The sequence below is a fragment of the Paenibacillus sp. 203 genome, assembly GCF_037027525.1.
Classification (GTDB): Bacteria; Bacillota; Bacilli; order Paenibacillales; family Paenibacillaceae; genus Paenibacillus; species Paenibacillus polymyxa_B.
Window position 1 is genome coordinate 160,864 of the sequence record NZ_JAXCHD010000003.1, and the last position, 20,968, is coordinate 181,831.

The following is a 20,968-nucleotide window of genomic DNA, read 5'->3' on the forward strand; positions in this document are numbered from 1 at the left end:
TTGATTTTACAAATCGTTGCCATCGTACTCAGTTACTTGCTTGGCTCTGTCAGCTTTAGTTTGCTGTATGGAAAATTAAAAGGAATCGACATTCGCCAGCATGGAAGCGGCAATGCCGGTGCGACGAATACGCTGCGTGTGCTTGGAAAAGGCCCAGCTATTCTGGTACTGCTGCTGGACGTACTTAAAGGGGTTATTGCAGTGCTAATAGGGCACTGGTTAGGTGGAGAATCATCCTGGGTATCGGGTTTGTGCGGCATTGCAGCGATTGCGGGCCATAACTGGCCGATATATTTTCACTTCCGTGGAGGAAAAGGTATTGCGACTGCTATTGGTGTATTGGCATCGCTTGCCTTACTGCCCGCACTATATGCCGGAATCATTGCGATACTTGCAATCGTAATGACGCGTTACGTATCCTTGGGATCGCTCATATTTGTCATTTTGACTCCCTGGATATTACTCGTGCTTGGTTATGCATGGCCGTTATTCTGGACGGCTCTAATCATTTGTCTGTTCGCTGTGTGGAGACACCGTACCAACATAGTCAAGCTGGTACGTGGGAATGAGAACAAGCTTGGCTCCAAAGGAGGAGATCGTCTTGTCTGAGAAAATAGCTGTGCTGGTCGCGGGGAGTTGGGGAACAGCCCTGGCTTCCGTTCTTGCGGCCAATAACAACGATGTCTCTGTCTGGACGAGAAACGAGCAGCAAGCAGCTGAAATCAATGAGAAGCATACGAATGAGCATTATTTACCAGGCTCCATTTTGTCTGACCGCATTTCAGCTACAACTGATATGCAGACTGCGGTATCTGGTGCTAAAGCAGTGATTATCGTATCTCCTTCGGCTGCTGCTCGTCAGGTAGCACGTAGTCTGAAAGCTCATTTTAGCAAGGATATGCTGGTAGTGCATGCCATTAAAGGTTTTGAAACTGAAACGCTTAAACGTATGTCCACGGTGATTTCGGAAGAACTGGAAGTCGCTGAGGGCGATATTGCTGTGCTGTCTGGTCCGAGTCATGCGGAAGAAGTGGTGAGGAAATGTCCTACAACGGTTGTTGTAGCTTCCTCCAATGAGAAGGCTGCGCAAGCCGCACAGGGGCTGTTCATGAACTCCTATTTCCGCGTCTATACAAACCGTGATTTGCTCGGCGTGGAACTGTCCGGGGCGCTAAAAAATATTATCGCATTGGGTGCGGGAATGTCAGATGGACTTGGTTTCGGTGATAATGCCAAAGCGGCTTTATTGACCCGTGGATTGGCTGAAATTACCCGTGCCGGAGTTGAGATGGGCGCTAACCCACTAACCTTTGCTGGCCTGGCTGGTATTGGCGATCTAGTGGTCACTGCAACGAGTCGTCACAGTCGCAACTGGCGTGCAGGGTCACTATTGGGACAGGGCCAACAGCTTGATGCTGTGCTGGAATCTATGGGCATGGTCGTAGAAGGTATTCGAACGACCAAAGCGGCATACGCCATCTCCCAAAAATTAGGTGTTCAGATGCCTATTACAGAGGTGCTTTATGGAGTGCTGTTTGAAGGACGTGACGTCCGTAAGGCTGTTGAGGCGCTGATGGGTCGCGATCCTAAGACCGAGATGGAAGTCATGCCACTTCAAACTTGGGAGCAATGGCATTCTTAAGGGCTCGGATGAGCTTTAATAATATAAAGGCTGTCTCATGGTAGATTTCTTCTATAATGAGATAGCCTTTTTTAGTTAGGCGTTTGGCATGTCTTATGTACGCTTAATCACCTTTTGTCTCCGCCACTCATAGACTGAGTTGAGCAATGGCGGAGGAGGGGAGATTGTGAATAAAAACTTTCCGAAAGATGCATTGAAGGCCATTAACAAAAAAGGCGGCAAAAACATATCCGAAAATGCAGTGAAAAAGCTGGCAGGCACGGTAAAGGCGGACACGCTTCAAAGCGAAGCGCAACTGCGTCAGCTTATCAAGCAGGTGTCTGCGATGGCCAACATTCCGGTGTCGGAAGATACAGTAAGGGATATTGTTGGTGCCGTCAAAAAGAGCGGAATGAATCCTTCCAATATGGAAGCGTTGATGAAAATGATGATGAAAAAATAGACCGCTGGCCGCACGCCAGTTAGTATTATTCACCGTGAACCGGGAAGGTTCGCGGTTTTTTTTGTATTTTGGAGTAGGTAACCTCTTTTTCAGTACACAAAATATCGAACTGCCCTGTCGAACATGTTATAATGATGCCCATCAGGAAACGGAAGGAAAGACAGCAAAGGAGGAAACGATGTTGAAGGAGGCAATATCATCAGTGTTAGTGGACAGGCTTCCTCACAATCTGGCAGTTGCGCTGAGTAGCTTGGCTGAGAGCTGGTCAACAGTGTCGGTTCCGTGGATGTTGGGCGGGAGCTGTTCATTACTTGTGCAAGAAGTTGAACTGGATCGCATGCCTCGGGACATTGATATTTATGCGGATATTCATGCCGCAAAGCAGCTTCATGCGCACCCCCTGGGTATGAGTATAGATCGACAGCAGGTTGACCGTAGCGGCTCTTACGTTTCATTGCTGAGCCACTATGATCTGGAGGGATTTCCAGTCGAGTTGGTGGGAGGATTTGAGGTATTATGTGACGGAGCGTTATACCGCTTAGAGATCGAGCGACTACTTTGGTCGACTGGTGTTCAGCTTGAGCTGGGGAGTGCTTCACTGCGTCTGATGCCGCTCAGTCATGAACTTTTATTCAATATATTGCGAAATCGACCCGACCGGTACAAAGCGATTGCCGATGTCATGAAGCGCGATCCGCAACGTCATATAATTGTACTGAAGCAGTTACTAGTCAGTAATATTTGGAATGAGGAGCAATTGGACAAGCTTGCAGAACTTCTGCCTTGGCCAGAGTTGCATTCTGTCATCCAGATGGGCAATGAAGTATAAGCTGTGTGTATTAGGAGAAAGACGACTGGAGGACCGTTCATGAATGTGCAGATTACGTTCAAGCCGTCAGGCAGGCGCGTACAGGTTGGTCAGGGTACGTCATTGCTTCAGGCTGCTCGTAAAGCGGGTGTATATATTCCCACTCGTTGTGACGGAAAAGCAGCCTGTCTGATGTGTAAGGTACAAATATCTCCAGAATGGGCTGAATTCGCAGGTCAACCCAGCGATGCAGAGCAGCGGAAGCTGGGACCTTTACTGGATGAAGGAATACGCTTATCCTGCCAGGCTCGTGTCCAAGGCGATATGGAGGTAACCATACCGGAGGATAAGCTCAAAGCGGCTATCAGGCGGCAACTGGAGCGTCAGGCGATGGATGATGAACTGTGGTAATGCCGATTATATCAGGAGAATAAAAAAAGGATGGTTTCCGACGACTCTAAACAGTCAGGAGAAACATCCTTTTTTTATTTAGTCTAGCGACAAAGTCATGGGAGAGCCTTGCCCCGCATATATTAGGTGAGTGGACCCAAACGTAAAATATCGTTTCTGCAATGATCGCTCTGTCGTAATCTATTTTTCAAAAAACTAAACATATTTTACGGAGGGGATACATATGATGGTATCAGTCCAAATGCATGTACGAGTTTACGCCGTTTCGCCGATTCCATCAGTCTCCTGAATCTCGGCGGCGGACGACTTCCGGGCATTTTAAAGGCTGTTCTGCCGCATCTGGGATCAAGCAGTTGGTTGAACACGAAGCGGATGCTCTTTAAGCATTTTTCCTTCGGAGACTTTTGAGGAGGGGATTTCATTGGAGAAAGTGGACATTTTTAAAGACATTGCCGAACGCACCGGAGGAGACATTTATCTTGGGGTCGTCGGCGCAGTCCGAACAGGAAAATCAACGTTTATCAAGCGCTTTATGGAGACGATTGTTCTGCCAAACATTACAAGTGAGGCGGACCGTGCCCGCGCCGTAGACGAGTTGCCGCAAAGTGCGGCAGGCAAGACGATCATGACGACGGAGCCTAAATTCGTACCGAATAATGCCGTCCAGATCAAAGTAACGGAAGGACTGGATGTGAATGTACGTCTGGTTGACTGTGTAGGATATGCAGTAGAAGGAGCAAAAGGTTACGAGGATGAAAATGGTCCGAGGATGATCTCCACACCATGGTTCGAAGAACCTATTCCTTTTCAGGAAGCGGCAGAAATTGGTACACGCAAGGTTATTCAGGAGCATTCGACGCTCGGTGTGGTAGTCACTACAGACGGCACGATTGCGGAAATCCCGCGCATTTCTTATGTAGAGTCGGAGGAACGCGTCATTGAGGAGTTGAAGGAAGTTGGCAAACCATTTGTTTTGGTTATCAACTCCACGCATCCGCGCAGTGATGAAACACTCCAGCTTCGCAGTGAGCTGGCTGCCAAGTACGATATACCCGTCATGACACTCAGCGCGGCGACTATGACGGAAGATGATGTTACAGGCGTACTTCGTGAAGTATTGTATGAATTTCCGGTGCATGAGGTGAATGTAAACCTACCGAGCTGGGTCATGGTACTGAACGAAGAGCACTGGCTGCGTAGCAATTATGAAAATTCCGTTCGCGATACGGTTAAAGATATTCGACGCCTGCGTGATGTAGATCGAGTGGTCGGCCAGTTTATGGAATATGAATTCATTGACAGGGCCGGGTTGAGCGGGATGAATATGGGGCAGGGCGTAGCTGAAATTGATCTGTATGCTCCCGATGAGCTGTACGACCAGATTTTGGTCGAAGTCGTCGGGGTAGAGATTCGCGGCAAGGATCATTTGCTACAAATGATGCAGGATTTTGCCCATGCCAAACGGGAGTACGACCGCTTCGCTGAAGCGCTGGAAATGGTCAAGACAACGGGATATGGCATTGCCGCGCCGTCGTTGTCCGAGATGGCACTAGACGATCCGCAGTTGATTCGTCAGGGTACAAGGTTTGGTGTGCGGCTCAAGGCAACAGCACCTTCCATACACATGATTCGGGTCGATGTGGAATCGGAATTTGCTCCGATTATCGGAACAGAGAAGCAAAGTGAGGAGCTTATGCGCTATCTGATGCAGGATTTTGAGAATGACCCAATCAAAATTTGGGAGTCAGACATTTTCGGACGTTCGCTTCATTCTATTGTACGGGAAGGCATTCAGGGTAAAATCGCCATGATGCCGGACAATGCACGCTATAAGCTGCAGGAAACGCTGGGTCGTATCATTAATGAAGGCTCCGGCGGTCTCATTGCTATTATTCTTTAAGGCTAAGCCACACCAAAAATATATAAGGAAATACCGTGGAAAGCAATTTGCTCTCTACGGTTCGCAGAAAACAAAATATTAGACTGACCTCCAAAACCAGACAGGGGTAGCCATGGACGAGAAAATAAAGTCCTAGACTACCTCTATTTTTATTGAGCTTTCGTTTCTCATTGACTGGCTATTCATTAAACGCGAAGTTCTGACATTCTGCAGGACACCCCAAATATTCAAATACTCTGCGTGCAGGTTCGTCTATTGGTAAGTACACTTCAATTCCAGGATACATGTGGCTGCTTACAGAAAGATGAATTTGCTTGTAACGAATAGGGACAAAATCGGCCATGGTTCCCATTCTGGCCAAAATGATTTTGGATTGCTCAACTTCATTTGCTGAGTCCTTTGGCTGCATATTCCAATATTTATTGAGGTCGTCGTATTTTCGAAATCTGTCAATTAACTTTTTATACCCATGGTCGTATCGGGAAAACATGTTATTCCTTCTAAAAGCTTGTATTCCATAAATAGCATGAGACTCCCATTGTTCGAACGACTCAGTATCGAAGGTGGAACGGGGCCGAATGGAAAAATCGGAGTTAAAATGAAAATCAACTTTATTCAGCTTGCCATTCATAAAAGAATCATAGGGGATATCAAATAACTGGCGAAACGGCTCATTTAACCCCTTAATATCTAAGGTATGAGTGACGATCATTGCCGGAAAAGGCAGATTACTCATGATCTGCTGCGCTTGCTCCAGCGCCAGCTCCAGAGACCGTCCTTCCAATTCGTAATGGATCGGAAGATAATCGGCGGCGAGGAGAAGATCGTTGCGCTCATCTGAAGTGCACTCCAGATACTCAGCAATATGGATCATCGTTTGCCGATCCGGTATTCGACGAGACCGTCCAACCAATAGATTTTTATATGTAGGACAGGCCTCATCATTAAGCTCCTGCTGAGTAAATCGTTTCAATAACGGGTGAGATTGCTCGGTATATTCCCGCTGGCGTTTCATACGAACAGCTTCAATCTCTCCCAATACGATTTTTAATGTTTTGTGCTGGAAGTCCTCATCCTTGTGCATGGTCATCTCTTTTCAATCCTTTTCATAATGAGGTGTAGTTCTACACTTGGTACACATGATTCCCTACAGTATACTACATTGTGAAAAAGGGGAGCTATTTACAAAGGGTTCTCAATGACAAACATGGAGGAGATCATATGGTTCGTGCAATTGTAACAGATCCGTTTGCTTCAGGATATTTTGCGATAAAGGAAGTTGCCGCCCCACAGGCCCAGCCTTGGGAAGCGATCGTTCAAGTACAAGCCTTCTCTCTTAATCGGGGTGAAGTTGTAGATGCAAGAAATAATGGAGGACAGATCAGACCAGGCTGGGATTTTTCTGGGATCGTCGTTGAGCAGGCTAAAGATGGCACGGGTCCGAAACAGGGAAGCCGTGTCGTAGGCCTTCTCTTGATGGGAGCATGGGCCGAACAGGTTGCTGCTCCTACTTCATTACTGGCTGAATTTCCCGATGATATTACCTTTGCCCAGGCGGCTACTTTACCAGTAGCTGGTCTGTCAGCGCTCTATACGCTTAGAAAAGGAGGAATGCTGCTCGGTAAGCGAATGTTGATTACTGGCTCGACTGGCGGAGTTGGAATTTTTGCACATCAGCTAGCCGCGCAATCTGGAGCTTTTACAGTAGGTGTTGCCAGAACAACGGAAAAAGCCTTACTTGTTCAAGAGGCTGGTGCTAATGAGGTTATTGTTGGAGATACCGCGATTCCATCGGTTGATGCATTTGGACCTTATCATCTAATTATAGATTCAGTAGGTGGTGATACGCTAGCTGCCTTACTGCCTCAGCTTGTGCCAGACGGAATATGTGTATCCATGGGACATTCGTCCTCACCTTACGCAACGATTAATATCAGGGGCTTAGGTGGTAGAACCTTGTATAGCTTCTTTTTAGGAGAGGAGATAAATCGCTATTCGCCGGCGGAAGATCTGAAATTATTAGGTGAATTTGTTTCCAAAGGCCAGTTAGTACCAAGGATCGAAGTGGAGACATCCTGGAAGGAAATTGGAACTATTGCCCAACAACTGATAGATCGGAGGTTCTCCGGTAAAGCAGTGCTCCAAATAAATTAGATGTGAGCTTTCTCATATTTAAAATAACAAAACAGGATTGTATCTTCGGACTAGGCTCCGTCCTGATTTCAAATTTAAGCAGCAACCGTTTTCCGGTATTCAATCGGGGGGCGGTTGTTTGTTGTGTTTTGGCCTATAAAACCAGAAATTTTTCTATATTTAATAAAACCTATTTACATACTTGGTTTAAAGCGATATATTAAGTATCAAATTTGAATCATTTTGTGGATTGAACGAGGGGGAAATGAAATCATGAATATCCAAAAAGAGCTCCAAAGAAACAAAAAGCTAGGGCTAGGGGCTATCATGCTACTGGTGCTGGTTTTGCTGGTCACTGCATGCGGCGTGCCGAAAACAGAGAGCGGCACTCAAGGGACAAGCACTGCGGGATCGAATACAACAAACGGAAAAACGGACAATTTAAATCTAAAGGGTAAACGGGTTGCGTTGATCATGGAGTTTAACACGGGCACATTTTCGCAACAGTATGTTCAAGGCGTGGAAGAGGAAGTTAAGAAATTTGGCGGTACGCTGACTAAGTTTGTGGCAGATAACGATAAGGCTAAAATGGCTTCTCTGCTTGATAGTGCGATTAACCAGCAGTTTGATGTCATTTTGACTGATCACGGTGATGCATTGCTGGAGACAGGGCTGAAAAAAGCAATTTCCCGCAATATTCCGGTTATCGTGTTCGATGCTGCCGTCAATGTTCCGGGTGCGGTAGTGCTCTCACAGGATGACCAAAGCATGGCTGAGTTGACGCTGGAGCAAATGAAAAAGGATATCGGCGGCAAAGGTAACATTGTGAAAGTATGGGTTGCTGGATTTGCACCGATGGAACGTCGTCAGGTTGCTTATGATGCATTTTTGAAATCCAATCCGGATATTAAAGAAATCGCGACTTTTGGTTCTGCTCAGAATCCTGCTTTAGATACGCAAGCCAAAATGGAAGCTGTATTAAAGCAATATCCTAAGGGCGAAATTACAGCCGTCTGGGCGGCTTGGGATGAATTTGCCAAAGGGGCAGCCCGTGCGATCCAACAAGCGGGACGTACGGAAATTAAGGTCTACGGCATTGACATGAGCGACGAGGACTTGCAAATGATCCAGGACCCGAAAAATCCTTGGGTGGCCTCGGCAGCCGTTGATCCAACAGATATCGGGCGCGTACAAGTGCGCTATGCATATCAGAAGCTGCATGGGGATAATCCGGAGGAGAAAGTCGTATTGAAGGCTGTATATGTGCAACGCGAAGCGCTGCCAGATAAGCAAATTTCCACATCCGAGCTATCCCAATATGTGGAGGGATGGGGTCAAAGTGAGCAGGGATATGAGGATTGGATGAAGGAATATGAAACGTCCAAATAAAATGTTTGCATCATGCAAAAGGCGCGCTTCGGCGCGCTTTTATCATAAGCAGGCGTGAGGGGGCACCATGAGTTCACAAGTATATACATTGGAGATGAAGAAAATCAGCAAACAGTTTGCTGGTGTAGATGCGCTGCGAGCCGTGGATTTTACGGTGCAGGGTGGCGAAATTCACGCTCTGCTGGGTGCCAACGGGGCAGGGAAAAGCACATTGATGAAGATTTTGTCCGGTGCGTATCGTTCCGATCAGGGAGTTATCGTAGTTGGTGGCAAGGAACTAAACATTAGTTCACCGTGGGAGGCCAAAAGGGCGGGAATCCACTGTGTGTATCAGGAGGTTGATTCAGCGCTTGTGCCTCAGTTAACCGTAGCTGAAAACATTGTAATGGACGATTTGTCTGCACCTGATGGTCGATGGTGGGCTGCGCCGGGGGCTATGCGCAGACGAGCGCGTGAGGCATTAGCACGTCTAGAGGTAGATATTGACGCACGACGATATGTGTCTGAACTGACGTTGGCAGAAAAACAACTTGTACTTATCGCACGTATTCTGACACAGCAAGCAAATACCATCATTTTTGATGAGCCTACGGCGCCGCTCAGCGAGGAAGAAACGCGACGTTTGTTCCGTACAATCCATACACTCAAGGATGAGGGAGTTGCATGTATCCTCATCACACACCGATTGCCGGAGGTTATCGAACACAGTGACCGTGTTACGGTGATGCGTGATGGCGAGCGCGTGTTCACGGGACCTGCTTCTGATTTAAGTGTAGGCGACATCGTTACGCATATGCTTGGGAAAACATTTGAAGAGGAATTCCCAAAAACAGAGGTACCTATTGGTGAAACGATATTGGAAGCAAAAGGGCTTCACAAAGGATTACGAGTGCACGGCGTTGATTTACAGGCCCGACGTGGTGAAATTCTCTCTATTGTGGGTTTGGTTGGTGCAGGCAAAACGGAGCTGTCACGACTTCTTACAGGAGCAGACAAGCCGGATAAGGGAGAGCTGACCTTTAAGGGTCGCTCCATTCGATTGAGAGAGCCAGCGGATGCGGTAGCTCGAGGAATTGTATCCATACCCGAGGAGCGACGTAAGCAGGGGGTGCTAATTGAGGAGAGTGTAGAAAGAAACCTCAGCCTTCCGCTATTGGGGAAGCTGAGTGTCCTTGGTTTCATCAGTCGGCGTAAAGAACAAAATAACGGTAATGGGATTGTCGCCTCTCTCGGTATTAAGACGCCATCGCTCCGTCAGAATGTTAAATATTTGAGTGGCGGGAATCAGCAAAAAATTGCGATTGGGAAATGGCTGCATTCGGGAGCGGATGTATTTGTTTTTGACGAGCCAACCAAGGGTGTGGATATAGGGGCAAAAAGTGATATTTTCCGTATCATTGGGGAGTTGGCGGAGCAAGGAAAAGCGATCATTTATCTAACCTGTGAATTTGCTGAAGGGATTGGCATTGGTGATCGGATTGCAGTGATGTATGATGGCAAAATTATAAAGGAATTTGCGCGGGGCGAAGTGGAACAGGAACAGCTTCTGTTGTATGCCAGCGGCGGTGAAGAGGTGCATTCATGAAGGAAAAATGGTTAAACGTCTCATTTCGTTACGGTGCCGTAGTTGTCATTATAGGTGTATTGGCGTTTTTTTCATCTACATTACCTTATTTCTGGACTTATGATAATTTAATGGATATTCTAGGGTCTATTGCCATTGTGACTTTCGTTGCCATTGGTGTGACGTTGTCCCTTATCGTGGACGGTTTTGACCTGTCGGTGGGAGCTACAGTATCTTTGACAACGGTCGTTTCAGCTTCTTTGATGGTCTGGTATGAGCAGCCTGTTGCGGTGGTCATTATTGTGTCTCTGATTGTCGGCGCTTTGGTAGGACTGTTAAATTCATTATTGATCATTAAACTGCGTATTCCTGATTTGCTCGCAACTCTTGCAATCATGTATATTGTAAGCGGGATTCACAAAACGTACGCCCAGGGCTATACCATATACAATCATATGCAGTTTCCTGATGGCAGCAAGGCGCCGGGGGAGATATCTCCTGCATTTCTATTGCTGGGGCAAGGAAAATGGTTGGGTATCCCGATTTCGGTTATTTTACTGTTACTGACTGTGGCGGCGGTGCATGTTTTCTTGACCTATACAAAGCATGGGCGTCAAATGTATGTAACGGGTGGAAATGAGGAAGCTGCTCGTCTGTCGGGCATACGGGTAAAAAAAGTCCGTACTCTGGCCTATGTTGCTTCAGGCGTATTTGCGGCGATTGCCGGTATTTTGTATGCCTCGCGAGTAGGCTCAGGCCAAATTGACGCGGGTTCCCCTTTGCTCATGGAGGCGGTAGCTGCAGTATTCGTCGGTTTTTCGGTCTTTGGTGCTGGTAAACCCAATGTCATTGGTACATTTATTGGTGCGGTATTGATCGGTGTGTTGGTTAATGGATTAACGATGATGAATGTGCAATATTTTGCCCATGATATTGTTAAAGGAGTAGTGCTGGTACTTGCGCTGGCCGTTACTTTTTACGTGTCAAACCGTCGTCGTACTTGAAATTGTCTGTGGACTGTATTACTATAAACCTTGTTCCACGCAAGAAGGGTGCCATAAAACGCCAGTTTCGGCCTATATTGCGGAGGTTAGGTATATTCTATGTATATTTAACGACGAAACGGAAACAGATGATAACATTATGGAAGGCAGTACGCCGCCCGGGTTATTTTATACAGGCGACCTCATATCGGTCATTAACACCGATAACCTTAATGCTGGACTACACTTGAATTGGGAGGTGAATATTATGAATAAAACGGATTTGATCAATCAGGTTTCTGAAAGCACTGAATTGTCCAAAAAGGACGTAACCAAAGCAATCGATGCAGTATTTGAGGCGATCTCTGGAGCGCTGCAAAGCGGAGATAAGGTGCAACTGGTAGGTTTTGGGAACTTTGAGGTTCGTGAACGTTCCGCACGTAAAGGACGTAACCCGCAAACAGGAGAAGAAATCGAAATCCCTGCGAGCAAAATTCCGGCATTTAAACCGGGTAAAGCGCTCAAAGACGGAATTAAATAAGATTTCTTACATATTCCCAATGCGCTGAAAAGACCGTGAATTTGATTCACGGCCTTTTCTTTTTGCCCTGTTTACTTCGTGGTAGAGGTGCTATGGTCTGAAGAAGAGGAAGCTGTTCTGGCGTTTCGCGAGGCATAAGCGATCAGCACCAGGGGTTCACCCGTTAGCTCGGCAAATTCATGCTCTAGCTGTTGAAGCCGTTCGATTTGGGCAGGGCTGAGATTGGCGGGAAGATAGTTTTTCATCAGATCCGTTCCTTTCTTTAATGGATGGGACTGCACGGATAGTATGGCTCGGGACACGCTAATTGTTGCAGGTAGCTCGGGAAGCATGTAGTTGACAAAACTAGCTTGAATCTCCATCATAAAAAGTATAGCTTCGGCTCTCAGGGAGGAAAAGGACATGGAAGATAATGTGACGGGTAGCAGTGAGTACGTCGTAATTAAAGCGAAAAGCAACGGATGTCAGGTTTTTGGTCTGACTAGAGGTCAGGATACACGCTTGCATCATTCAGAAAAATTGGACAAGGGCGAGGTACTGATCGTCCAATTTACGGATCATACTTCTGCTATTAAAATTCGCGGCAAAGCCGTTGTGATGACTAAGCACGGGGTAGTAGATACGGAGGATTAAAATGCAGGCATAGCCTGCTTTTTTTTGTTGTAGAATGAGAGTGAGGACCTTTACCGTAGCAAACCCACATTATGAGGTAGAGGTCAGGGGAGGCTCTGATGAAACCTTGGATTGTATTCGGTGGCTCCATTCTCATAACCATCGCTGCAGCTGTGTTGCTGCCGTCCTTACAGGTGCTGGACTCAGGAACCGCAGCAGTTCGTGAGACACAGGCGACGATTTCGCCTCAGCAACGGGTGCTGCTGTCGGATGACAATCTGGTGGATACGCTGAACGAGCTGCCGTTGACCACACCGATTGCAAGCGCAAGCTGGGAACATTCAGTCCTGACCCTGGATGTCAAGCTGTCCAAGGAAGAAACTGCCCCACTAGAGATTTATCAAAACATGGCGGAGCTTGCCGCTTTTAGCTTTTACGGAACGACGAATGTACGGCAATTGCTGCTTCGGGTGGTGACGCAGGACGAATGGTCAGGAGAACGTCATTTGCTGCTTGCATCAGATATACGCCGGAACGAGTGGACGAACGAGGCATTGGAACAGCTGAGAAGCCGGGAAGGCGCGGAATTGCCAGAGGATTTGAAATCCCGTTTCCGCATTACAGTAACGCCCATGTGGCAAAACAGGTTTAACGGTGTATATACAGATTAGATGTTTCTGCCGGTGGACCTACAGTACTTTAGTCGCGAATCATTTTAAATTGTGATATAATATAAGGCATTGCAATTATTTGAGTATAGCAGAAAGTCATGTCTCGGAGGCTTAGGATGAAACCGTATCGCGTACCCCAATTAGCAAGGAAATATGTGGAATACGACATGATTCAACAACATACGGAAATGCCGGCTTTTCCTGACAGCCGTACCCGTTTGATGTTTGTGTTTTTGAACCGGAATGCGCAGGAGCTGCATGCCAGTGAGGACGAACTGTACGCATTGGTAACCTCACTTGTGCAGATGGGGCTGGATACGCATGATATGATTGATACTTTATCCGGTATACGGAGCCCGGAGGAGATGCGTTCCAGACAGCTGAAAGTGTTAGCAGGGGACTATTTTAGCAGTCGTTTTTATCAGCTGCTTGCACTGGCAGGCCGCATCACGGCCATTTCGAAGCTGAGTGATGCTGTATGTGAAGTGAACGCAGGGAAAATGAGTTTGTACTGGGGAATGAAGCAATTCCGATTGGATGCAACTCAGTATTTAACTCAGATGGTTCGTTTCAAAAAGGAACTTTTTTTATCATTCACTTCACTTGTAGCAGAACAGGATCAGGAAATTTGGAAGCAGCTTCTCAACAAATTTGCCCTCTGTGATACCTTGGTGGAGGAATGGGGGAAGCGGACAGAACCGGACAAGTCCCGTTTCGGATATATGTTCTGGTATATTTATGGTAACGGGGACCGGAACGAGCAGGCATTGCTTTCAGATAGTGGTACTGACACTGAAGCATGGCGTAAGCTTGTTCTGAAATACAAAGCCGAGGATGCGATACTGGACAAGCTTCGCTCGGCAGTTACACACATCCGGCAGATCCTGTCAGATGATCAAAATACGGGGATCGAGGAATTTGAACGCATGCTTGAGCCTTTCCTGAAGCTGCTAAATAGTCCGCACCCAGTTGTGAGGGAAGGTTAGGTGAACGTGATGGGATCAAGCGACACCAAGCCGAAAGAACAATTCGTTCATGGCGTGTTTGAAAGCATAGCAGGTAAATACGATTTGATGAACGATATACTGAGCTTTCGCAGACATAAGGCTTGGCGGAAATTTACGATGAAAAAAATGAACATGCATCGTGGCGATACGGCAATCGATCTTTGCTGTGGCACATGTGACTGGACGCTTGCGATGGCGCGTGCAAGTGAAAGTGGTCACATCGTAGGACTGGATTTTAGTCAGAACATGCTCAATGTTGGCGAGCGTAAGATTACATCAGAATCCCGTGAAAAGCAAATTAAGCTTGTTCAGGGCAACGCGATGGAACTACCTTTTGAAGATAATTCATTTGATTATGCGACGATTGGTTTCGGTCTGCGCAACGTGCCTGACCTGCGCCAAGTGTTACAGGAGATGCAACGAGTCGTCAAACCTGGCGGGCAGGTCGTATGTCTGGAATTGTCCAAACCTACTTGGCAGCCGTTCAAGGGAATTTACTACACATATTTTCAACACATCTTGCCCATGCTCGGCAAATTGTTCGCCAAACGTTATGAGCAGTATAAATGGCTCCCTGATTCGTTGGCGCTTTTTCCAGGAAGGGATGAGTTGGCTGGCATCTTCCGTGAAGTCGGATTGAAGGATGTCCAGGCTCATTCTCTCACCGGAGGCATTGCGGCATTGCACATTGGAATCAAGGAGAGTCAGCATGTTTAAGAAAATTGCTATTTTTTTGGAAATGATTAAAATTGAACATACCTTATTTGCGCTCCCATTTGCATTCATGGGGGCTGTATTGGGGTCTGTTGTCGTGACAGGCAACCTTCCCTCCTGGCCGCAGATCGGCTGGATCCTGCTAGCTATGGTAGGCGCACGTAGCGCGGCTTTTGGCTTTAATCGTATGATTGACCGGGTGATTGACGGGAAAAATCCGCGCACAGCAGGACGCGCTATCCCGGCGGGGTTGCTCAAATCGAGCGAAGTGGTGATTTTCATTATCGTCAGTTTGGTGTTGTTATTCTGGGCATCATTCAAGTTAAGTCCGCTGGCGTTCAAGCTGTTTCCGCTGGCCTTTTTTATGCTCGTTTTTTATTCTTATACCAAGCGTTTCACTTGGCTTTGCCATGTTGTACTTGGTCTGACCATTGGTTTGGCGCCACTAGGTGCGTGGGTTGCAGTAACGGGACAAATAGATTTGACCGCTATCGTACTATATCTCACGATTGCATTTTGGACGGCGGGATTTGATGTAATTTATGCTTGTCAGGATATAGATTTTGACCAAAACGAAGGAGTTTATTCTATTCCTGCCCGTTTTGGTGTAGCAGGTGCATTGAACATTGCTCGGGCATTCCATGTCATTACGGCGATCGGATTTATTGTACTGTTCTTTATTGCAGATTTAAGCTGGTGGTATCTGGCGGGCATGATTATTTCGTACATTATTTTATTTTATGAACACTATATCGTATCTCCAAAAGATTTGAGTCGTTTGCAGACGGCATTCTTTACTATGAACGGTGTACTTAGCACTGTCGTATTTGCCTTTACACTGATTGATTTGGTGGTGCGTCAATACTAATGAATAATCAGGTGAGCGGACATCAAGGCAAACGAATCGTTATTGGCATTACAGGCGCGAGCGGACATCAAGGCAAACGAATCGTTATTGGCATTACAGGCGCGAGCGGAAGCATTTATGGTGTGCGACTGGTAGAGACTTTGCTGGACTTGCAATACACAGTTCACCTGATCGTTTCCAATGCTGGCTGGCGGGTGTTGAAAGAGGAGTTGGGCTGGAATGTGACTGACCGGGAAGGGGCTTTGAATGAACAATTCGGAGGCCGTCCCGGTTCTCTTGTATACCATCCGTTCACAGATATTGGAGCTTCGATTGCGAGCGGCTCTTATTTGGTGGATGCGATGATTATCATGCCATGCTCGATGGGGACGTTGTCAGCAGTAGCACACGGTTCGTCCGATAATCTCATGGCGAGGGCAGCGGACGTGATGGTGAAGGAAGGTCGTCCGCTGATCCTTGTGCCTCGTGAGACGCCTCTACATGCCATTCATTTGGAAAACATGCTTAAGCTTGCGAGACTCGGCGTCAAAATGATTCCGGCTATGCCGGCTTTTTACTTTCATCCGAAGACGCTGGATGATATTGTGCTGTTCCTCGTAGGCAAAGTATTGGACAGCTTGCGTATAGAACATCAACTGTTTACGAGATGGGGGGATTCCGATGCCGACACCGGACACCAAGACAATCACAATCGGAAAAATTAAATATACAAACGCTTGGCCTATTTTTCATTTTTTTAATCCTTCTAAGCTTCTCCATTCGGCGGAGATGGTTTCTAAAGTTCCGGCTGAATTGAATCGAGGTATGCTGAATGGGAGTTTGGATATTAGTGCGATGTCCTCCTTTGCGTATGCATCGGGTGCTGAGGAAATGCTATTGTTGCCAGATTTATCCGTCAGTGCAGATGGTCCTGTGCAATCCATTTTACTATTTTCACGCAAGCCGCTGGACGAAATCAAAAACGGAACCATTGCACTTACGAATACGTCTGCTACATCCGTGAATTTGTTGAAAATTTTGATGCAAAAGGCATGGGAAGGTCAACCTTCCTATTTTGACTGTGAACCGGACCTTGACTTGATGCTGGAACAGGCAGATGCAGGGCTATTGATTGGAGATCACGCGATTAAGGCATCTTGGCGAAGTGAAGATCTGTATGTTACGGACCTCGGAGAAGAGTGGAAGCGCTGGACGGGCTACAGTATGACTTTTGCTGTATGGGCAGTACGACGTGCTGTTGCTGCTCAGAATCCTGCCGCTGTGGCTGAAATTGCGAGTGCGTTCCGCGCAAGCAAGCAGCGTAGTCTGTCGAACCTGACGCCTGTTATTTCTGAAGCATGCGAGGAAATTGGAGGTCTGCGAGATTATTGGGAGCGCTACTTTACTAATCTGTGTTATGATTTTGGAGAGAAGCAACAACAAGGTTTAGAGCTTTATTTTCAGTATGCGCATGAACTGGGGCTGCTTGACCGACGAGTGAAGCCGCTTCTCTGGAGTGACAATACGCTGACACGGGTGAAAGAATGAAACGATTGGATTTGTTTGGTTTATTAAAGAAGGATATGAACTTTATAGAAGAAGAGTTATACCGCAGTATCGACAGTACGGAGCCGTTGATTAATGATACGTCGCTTCATCTGCTTAAAGCAGGGGGCAAGCGTTTGCGTCCCGTATTTGTATTGCTGGGAGGCAAGTTTGGAGAATATGATCTGGACAAGCTCAAGCGTATAGCGGTACCTCTAGAACTGATTCATTCTGCCTCTCTCGTTCACGACGATGTGATTGACGATGCGGAAATGAGACGCGGTCAACCCACCGTGAAGTCCAAATGGGACAATCGGGTGGCTATGTACACCGGAGACTACATATATGCACGTGCGCTGTCTATTGCTGCTGGACTGCCGAATCCCGACATTCACCGGGTACTGTCTAAAGCGCTGGTGCAGATGTCCATTGGTGAAATGGAACAGATTCGTGATTTTTTTAATGTGGATCAGAGTGTGCGTAATTATTTGCTTCGCATACGGCGCAAAACAGCATTGTTGATTGCGGTTAGCTGCCAGTTGGGAGCTATGGCTGCAGGGGCACGGGAAAGTATCAATTCCCTGCTGTACAGCTATGGCTATAACGTAGGTATGGCTTTTCAAATTCAGGATGATCTGCTTGATCTGTGTGGCACGGAAAAAAAGATTGGCAAGCCGCCGGGCAGCGATATGAGACAGGGGAATATTACGCTTCCGGTGATTTATGCGCTCGAACAGCCTGAGCTGCGTGCAGATCTACTGGCCGAAATCCGCCGCATTCAGGATGGGGATGGGCAAGGAGATGCACGCAAAGCGGTGGATATGATCAAAAAAAGTGAAGGAATCGCTAAAGCTGAAATTCTCGCCGACCGATATATTAATAAAGCGCTAAACGCGCTGGACTTACTACCAGATGTCAAAACAAAAAAGACGCTACGCGATATTGCTCATTTTGTAACACGCCGCTCCTACTAAAGTTGTGTTTTGGGTTTGCTGTGACAAAATACTTTAACCGTTTCCAAGCTTTCTGTTACAATACAGTTTAGTACTGTATAAATACATTAGATTGGATTGGGAGTGAGCCGATGGATCGTACTTTTTTGATGGTTAAACCGGATGGTGTACAACGTGGACTGATTGGACGTATCATCAGTCGTCTGGAAGACAAAGGCTTCAAAATGGCGGCTGGCAAGCTTGTGCAAGTATCAAGAGAACAGGCAGAACGGCATTATGCAGAGCATGTGGGCAAGCCTTTTTTTGAAGAGCTTGTAGGCTTTATCACATCAGGCCCTGTGTTTGCTATGGTATGGGAAGGGGATAACATCGTTACGCTCTCCCGCTTGTTGATTGGTAAAACACAAGTAACCGAAGCTCTTCCGGGCACAATCCGTGGAGACTTTGCAGCACATACACCGTTTAACCTCATTCATGGTTCAGATTCACCGGAGAGCGCAGAGCGCGAGATTGCAAATTTTTTCCTGCCGGAAGAATCCGTTCGGTATGAAAAAAGTGTGGCGACCTGGGTATAAGTTTAATTACGTATGAAGAAGGATGGTAGCATGACGGATATGGAACTGGGTCAGACGGACCCCGATTACACAGCGTTTATCCGCAAAATCAAGGACAGCACAGGTATTGATCTTGCACAATACAAAGAAGCACAGATGAAAAGGCGGTTAACTACGCTTCGCAACAAAAACGGGTTTCCCAGTTTTGTTTCTTTTTATGATGCCATGATGAAGGAAAAACCTCTATTCTATGAATTTCTGGATCGGATGACGATCAATGTTTCGGAATTTTGGCGAAATCCCAATCGGTGGGAAGTGCTGCGGGATACAATCTTGCCACAACTGCTTGTAGGAAAGCAGAAGCTTAAGCTGTGGAGTGCGGCATGCTCGACTGGTGAAGAGCCTTATAGCCTGGCTATGGTTCTCGACGGTAAAGGGATTTTAGGAAATTGCTCCATTACAGCTTCCGACATTGATGATGGTGCATTGGCAAAAGCCAAGGAAGGTAAATATTTGGAGCGTTCGCTCAAGGATGTACCTGAGCAGGTAGCTAGCAAATATTTCAAGCCGGATGGTGCGATGTATCGAATTGATGACCGTTTGAAACAAGCCGTGAAATTTCAAAAGCAAAACTTGCTGCTGGATCGGTTTGAGGATGGCTATGATCTCATTATCTGTCGAAATGTAATGATTTATTTTACAGAAGAGGCCAAACATACGTTGTATCAAAAGTTTGCAGCCAGTCTTCGTCCCGGCGGTGTGTTATTTGTCGGTAGCACAGAGCAAATCTTTTCTCCTAACCAATATGGTCTGGAATCGACGGAAACCTTTTTTTATCGCAAAAAAGCATAAGCCTGCGTATATCATCCAAAGTTTTGTAGGAACTTATTTATATCTTTGAGTAATTGATGGTTGGCTTATCAGCAAAGCACGTCCTTTAGCCCCTTTGGCTAAGAGGCGTGTTTTTGTTTATCTGCATACACGTGGCTTTTCTTGTCAAAGAAAGGTGCGTATACTATAATGAAGCACAGTTAAAGGTTTTAGCGATGCACAGTTTAACAGTTTAAAGGGGGAACGCGTCATGAGTTTACGTTATTTAACCGCGGGGGAAACGCATGGTCCCCAGCTAACTGCCATTGTAGAGGGTATGCCGAGCAATTTAAAATTGGATTTTGAGGAATTGAATTTTCAGCTGCACCGTCGTCAGAAAGGATATGGACGGGGTCGGCGTATGCAGATTGAAAAAGATACGGCGAAAATTGCCGGAGGCGTACGTCACGGCTACACCACGGGTGCACCGATTGCGCTGGTTGTGGAAAATAACGATTGGAAGCACTGGCAGAACATTATGAATATTGAGCCTATTGAAGGCAGTGATGAAGAAAAACGTCGGGTTCACCGTCCACGTCCGGGTCATGCGGATTTGAATGGCGGAATGAAATACAACCTGAAGGATCTTCGTAACGTGCTGGAGCGCTCCAGTGCACGCGAAACAGCAATTCGTGTGGCCTGCGGCGGTTTGGCCCGTCAATTGCTGGCTGAGTTCGGAATCAAGGTGGCAGGTCAGGTCATCCGCATTGGGGAAATCGAAGCTCCTTACCGTGATCTGCCGATTGATGAGCTGATTGCCGTGACAGAAGCCTCCTCGGTGAGAGTAACCGATCCAGAAACCGAAAAGAAAATGGAAGCATATATTGATCTGATCAAGCAAGAAGGTGATTCAGTCGGTGGGGTAGTGGAATGTATTGTAGAAGGTGTTCCGATTGGTCTGGGCAGTCATGTACAGTATGATCGGAAGCTGGATGCACGTATTGCACAAGGCGTCATGTCGATTAATGCATTTAAAGGCGTGGAAATCGGCATTGGCTTTGAAGCAGGAGAATTGCGTGGTTCACAGGTGCATGACGAGATTCTATATGATGAGGAACGTGGATATCACCGTCGTACCAATCGTTTGGGTGGTTTTGAGGGTGGCATGACGAATGGAATGCCAGTTGTGGTTCGTGGCGTAATGAAGCCGATCCCTACACTCTACAAGCCTCTGCAAAGCGTCGACATTGATACAAAGGAAGCGTTCACTGCACAGGTTGAGCGTTCGGATGCATGTGCAGTACCCGCGGCTAGCGTAGTTATGGAGCATGTGGTAGCTTGGGAGATTGCGAAAGCTTTGCTAGAAAAATTCGGCGGGGATTCGATTGAAGAGATTCGTGCAAATATTGCATCCTACGAAGAACAACTGGGGCGGTACTAAG

25 protein-coding genes are annotated in these 20,968 nt (G+C 46.8%); 23 read left to right on the forward strand and 2 right to left on the reverse strand.

The window, feature by feature from the left end:
* The 7 genes from plsY (at window position 1) to spoIVA (ending at window position 5,203) form a co-directional block, all read left to right on the forward strand.
* On the forward strand, window positions 1-609 hold the full coding sequence (plsY, locus tag WA407_RS07125) for a glycerol-3-phosphate 1-O-acyltransferase PlsY (protein WP_039271041.1): 609 nt from the start codon (window positions 1-3) through the stop codon (window positions 607-609).
* A complete protein-coding gene (locus WA407_RS07130) occupies window positions 602-1,642 on the forward strand; it encodes an NAD(P)H-dependent glycerol-3-phosphate dehydrogenase (protein ID WP_039271042.1) in 1,041 nt (346 codons plus the stop codon). Before plsY ends, WA407_RS07130 begins: the two co-directional genes overlap by 8 nt.
* Before the next feature lie 166 nt (window positions 1,643-1,808).
* A complete protein-coding gene (locus WA407_RS07135; protein ID WP_013310741.1) occupies window positions 1,809-2,084 on the forward strand; it encodes a stage VI sporulation protein F in 276 nt (91 codons plus the stop codon).
* Between the two features lie 178 nt (window positions 2,085-2,262).
* Window positions 2,263-2,913 carry a hypothetical protein gene (locus WA407_RS07140; protein ID WP_336077037.1) on the forward strand — a complete coding sequence of 217 codons (651 nt, stop codon included), beginning with the start codon at window positions 2,263-2,265 and terminating at the stop codon, window positions 2,911-2,913.
* 39 nt (window positions 2,914-2,952) lie between these two features.
* Window positions 2,953-3,303, forward strand: coding sequence for a 2Fe-2S iron-sulfur cluster-binding protein (locus WA407_RS07145; RefSeq protein WP_039271045.1), 351 nt, complete (start codon window positions 2,953-2,955; stop codon window positions 3,301-3,303).
* Between the two features lie 245 nt (window positions 3,304-3,548).
* Window positions 3,549-3,686, forward strand: a complete 138-nt coding sequence (locus tag WA407_RS07150; protein WP_013371690.1) for a hypothetical protein — start codon at window positions 3,549-3,551, stop codon at window positions 3,684-3,686.
* Between the two features lie 38 nt (window positions 3,687-3,724).
* Complete coding sequence (gene spoIVA, locus WA407_RS07155) at window positions 3,725-5,203, forward strand: stage IV sporulation protein A (RefSeq protein WP_336077038.1); 1,479 nt, start codon at window positions 3,725-3,727, stop codon at window positions 5,201-5,203.
* A gap of 178 nt (window positions 5,204-5,381) precedes the next feature.
* Here spoIVA and WA407_RS07160 read toward each other — a convergent pair whose 3' ends face one another.
* Window positions 5,382-6,293, reverse strand: coding sequence for an MmyB family transcriptional regulator (locus WA407_RS07160; protein WP_061829223.1), 912 nt, complete (start codon window positions 6,291-6,293; stop codon window positions 5,382-5,384).
* A 131-nt stretch (window positions 6,294-6,424) separates the two neighbouring features.
* Between WA407_RS07160 and WA407_RS07165 the strand changes: the two genes are divergently transcribed.
* The 5 genes from WA407_RS07165 to WA407_RS07185 all read left to right on the forward strand — a co-directional run bounded on the left by WA407_RS07165 (window position 6,425) and on the right by WA407_RS07185 (window position 11,813).
* Window positions 6,425-7,357: a zinc-binding dehydrogenase gene (locus tag WA407_RS07165; protein WP_061829222.1), complete on the forward strand. Its 933-nt coding sequence runs from the start codon at window positions 6,425-6,427 to the stop codon at window positions 7,355-7,357.
* Between the two features lie 252 nt (window positions 7,358-7,609).
* Window positions 7,610-8,725, forward strand: coding sequence for a sugar ABC transporter substrate-binding protein (locus WA407_RS07170; protein WP_254328406.1), 1,116 nt, complete (start codon window positions 7,610-7,612; stop codon window positions 8,723-8,725).
* A gap of 67 nt (window positions 8,726-8,792) precedes the next feature.
* Complete coding sequence (locus tag WA407_RS07175) at window positions 8,793-10,310, forward strand: sugar ABC transporter ATP-binding protein (RefSeq protein WP_254328407.1); 1,518 nt, start codon at window positions 8,793-8,795, stop codon at window positions 10,308-10,310.
* The gene (locus WA407_RS07180; protein ID WP_336077040.1) at window positions 10,307-11,293 is read left to right on the forward strand and encodes an ABC transporter permease; all 987 of its coding nucleotides are present in this window, start codon (window positions 10,307-10,309) and stop codon (window positions 11,291-11,293) included. Before WA407_RS07175 ends, WA407_RS07180 begins: the two co-directional genes overlap by 4 nt.
* A gap of 247 nt (window positions 11,294-11,540) precedes the next feature.
* The gene (locus tag WA407_RS07185) at window positions 11,541-11,813 is read left to right on the forward strand and encodes an HU family DNA-binding protein (RefSeq protein WP_013310732.1); all 273 of its coding nucleotides are present in this window, start codon (window positions 11,541-11,543) and stop codon (window positions 11,811-11,813) included.
* 71 nt (window positions 11,814-11,884) lie between these two features.
* Here WA407_RS07185 and WA407_RS07190 read toward each other — a convergent pair whose 3' ends face one another.
* Window positions 11,885-12,178, reverse strand: a complete 294-nt coding sequence (locus WA407_RS07190) for a hypothetical protein (protein ID WP_250261099.1) — start codon at window positions 12,176-12,178, stop codon at window positions 11,885-11,887.
* 37 nt (window positions 12,179-12,215) lie between these two features.
* Between WA407_RS07190 and mtrB the strand changes: the two genes are divergently transcribed.
* From mtrB to aroC, 11 genes are all read left to right on the forward strand, one after another.
* Window positions 12,216-12,446, forward strand: a complete 231-nt coding sequence (gene mtrB / locus WA407_RS07195; RefSeq protein WP_013310730.1) for a trp RNA-binding attenuation protein MtrB — start codon at window positions 12,216-12,218, stop codon at window positions 12,444-12,446.
* Between the two features lie 98 nt (window positions 12,447-12,544).
* Window positions 12,545-13,096, forward strand: coding sequence for a hypothetical protein (locus tag WA407_RS07200; protein WP_023989175.1), 552 nt, complete (start codon window positions 12,545-12,547; stop codon window positions 13,094-13,096).
* A 116-nt stretch (window positions 13,097-13,212) separates the two neighbouring features.
* Window positions 13,213-14,082, forward strand: coding sequence for a heptaprenyl diphosphate synthase component 1 (locus WA407_RS07205; protein ID WP_336077043.1), 870 nt, complete (start codon window positions 13,213-13,215; stop codon window positions 14,080-14,082).
* A gap of 9 nt (window positions 14,083-14,091) precedes the next feature.
* Window positions 14,092-14,820, forward strand: coding sequence for a demethylmenaquinone methyltransferase (locus WA407_RS07210; RefSeq protein WP_061829257.1), 729 nt, complete (start codon window positions 14,092-14,094; stop codon window positions 14,818-14,820).
* Complete coding sequence (locus WA407_RS07215; protein ID WP_336077044.1) at window positions 14,813-15,685, forward strand: UbiA-like polyprenyltransferase; 873 nt, start codon at window positions 14,813-14,815, stop codon at window positions 15,683-15,685. Before WA407_RS07210 ends, WA407_RS07215 begins: the two co-directional genes overlap by 8 nt.
* Window positions 15,685-16,389 (forward strand): UbiX family flavin prenyltransferase, encoded by a 705-nt coding sequence (locus WA407_RS07220; RefSeq protein WP_336077045.1) that lies wholly within the window; start codon window positions 15,685-15,687, stop codon window positions 16,387-16,389. The genes WA407_RS07215 and WA407_RS07220 overlap by 1 nt, the downstream gene beginning before the upstream one ends.
* Window positions 16,346-17,212, forward strand: a complete 867-nt coding sequence (locus WA407_RS07225; protein WP_336077046.1) for a menaquinone biosynthetic enzyme MqnA/MqnD family protein — start codon at window positions 16,346-16,348, stop codon at window positions 17,210-17,212. The genes WA407_RS07220 and WA407_RS07225 overlap by 44 nt, the downstream gene beginning before the upstream one ends.
* Entirely contained in the window at window positions 17,209-18,183 is a 975-nt protein-coding gene (locus tag WA407_RS07230) for a polyprenyl synthetase family protein (RefSeq protein WP_061829212.1), read from the forward strand. Before WA407_RS07225 ends, WA407_RS07230 begins: the two co-directional genes overlap by 4 nt.
* 110 nt (window positions 18,184-18,293) lie before the next feature.
* Window positions 18,294-18,737 carry a nucleoside-diphosphate kinase gene (gene ndk, locus WA407_RS07235; protein WP_061829211.1) on the forward strand — a complete coding sequence of 148 codons (444 nt, stop codon included), beginning with the start codon at window positions 18,294-18,296 and terminating at the stop codon, window positions 18,735-18,737.
* Between the two features lie 30 nt (window positions 18,738-18,767).
* Window positions 18,768-19,568, forward strand: a complete 801-nt coding sequence (locus WA407_RS07240) for a CheR family methyltransferase (RefSeq protein WP_023989169.1) — start codon at window positions 18,768-18,770, stop codon at window positions 19,566-19,568.
* Between the two features lie 229 nt (window positions 19,569-19,797).
* A complete protein-coding gene (aroC, locus tag WA407_RS07245; RefSeq protein ID WP_013310720.1) occupies window positions 19,798-20,967 on the forward strand; it encodes a chorismate synthase in 1,170 nt (389 codons plus the stop codon).
* Window position 20,968 lies beyond the last annotated feature (1 nt).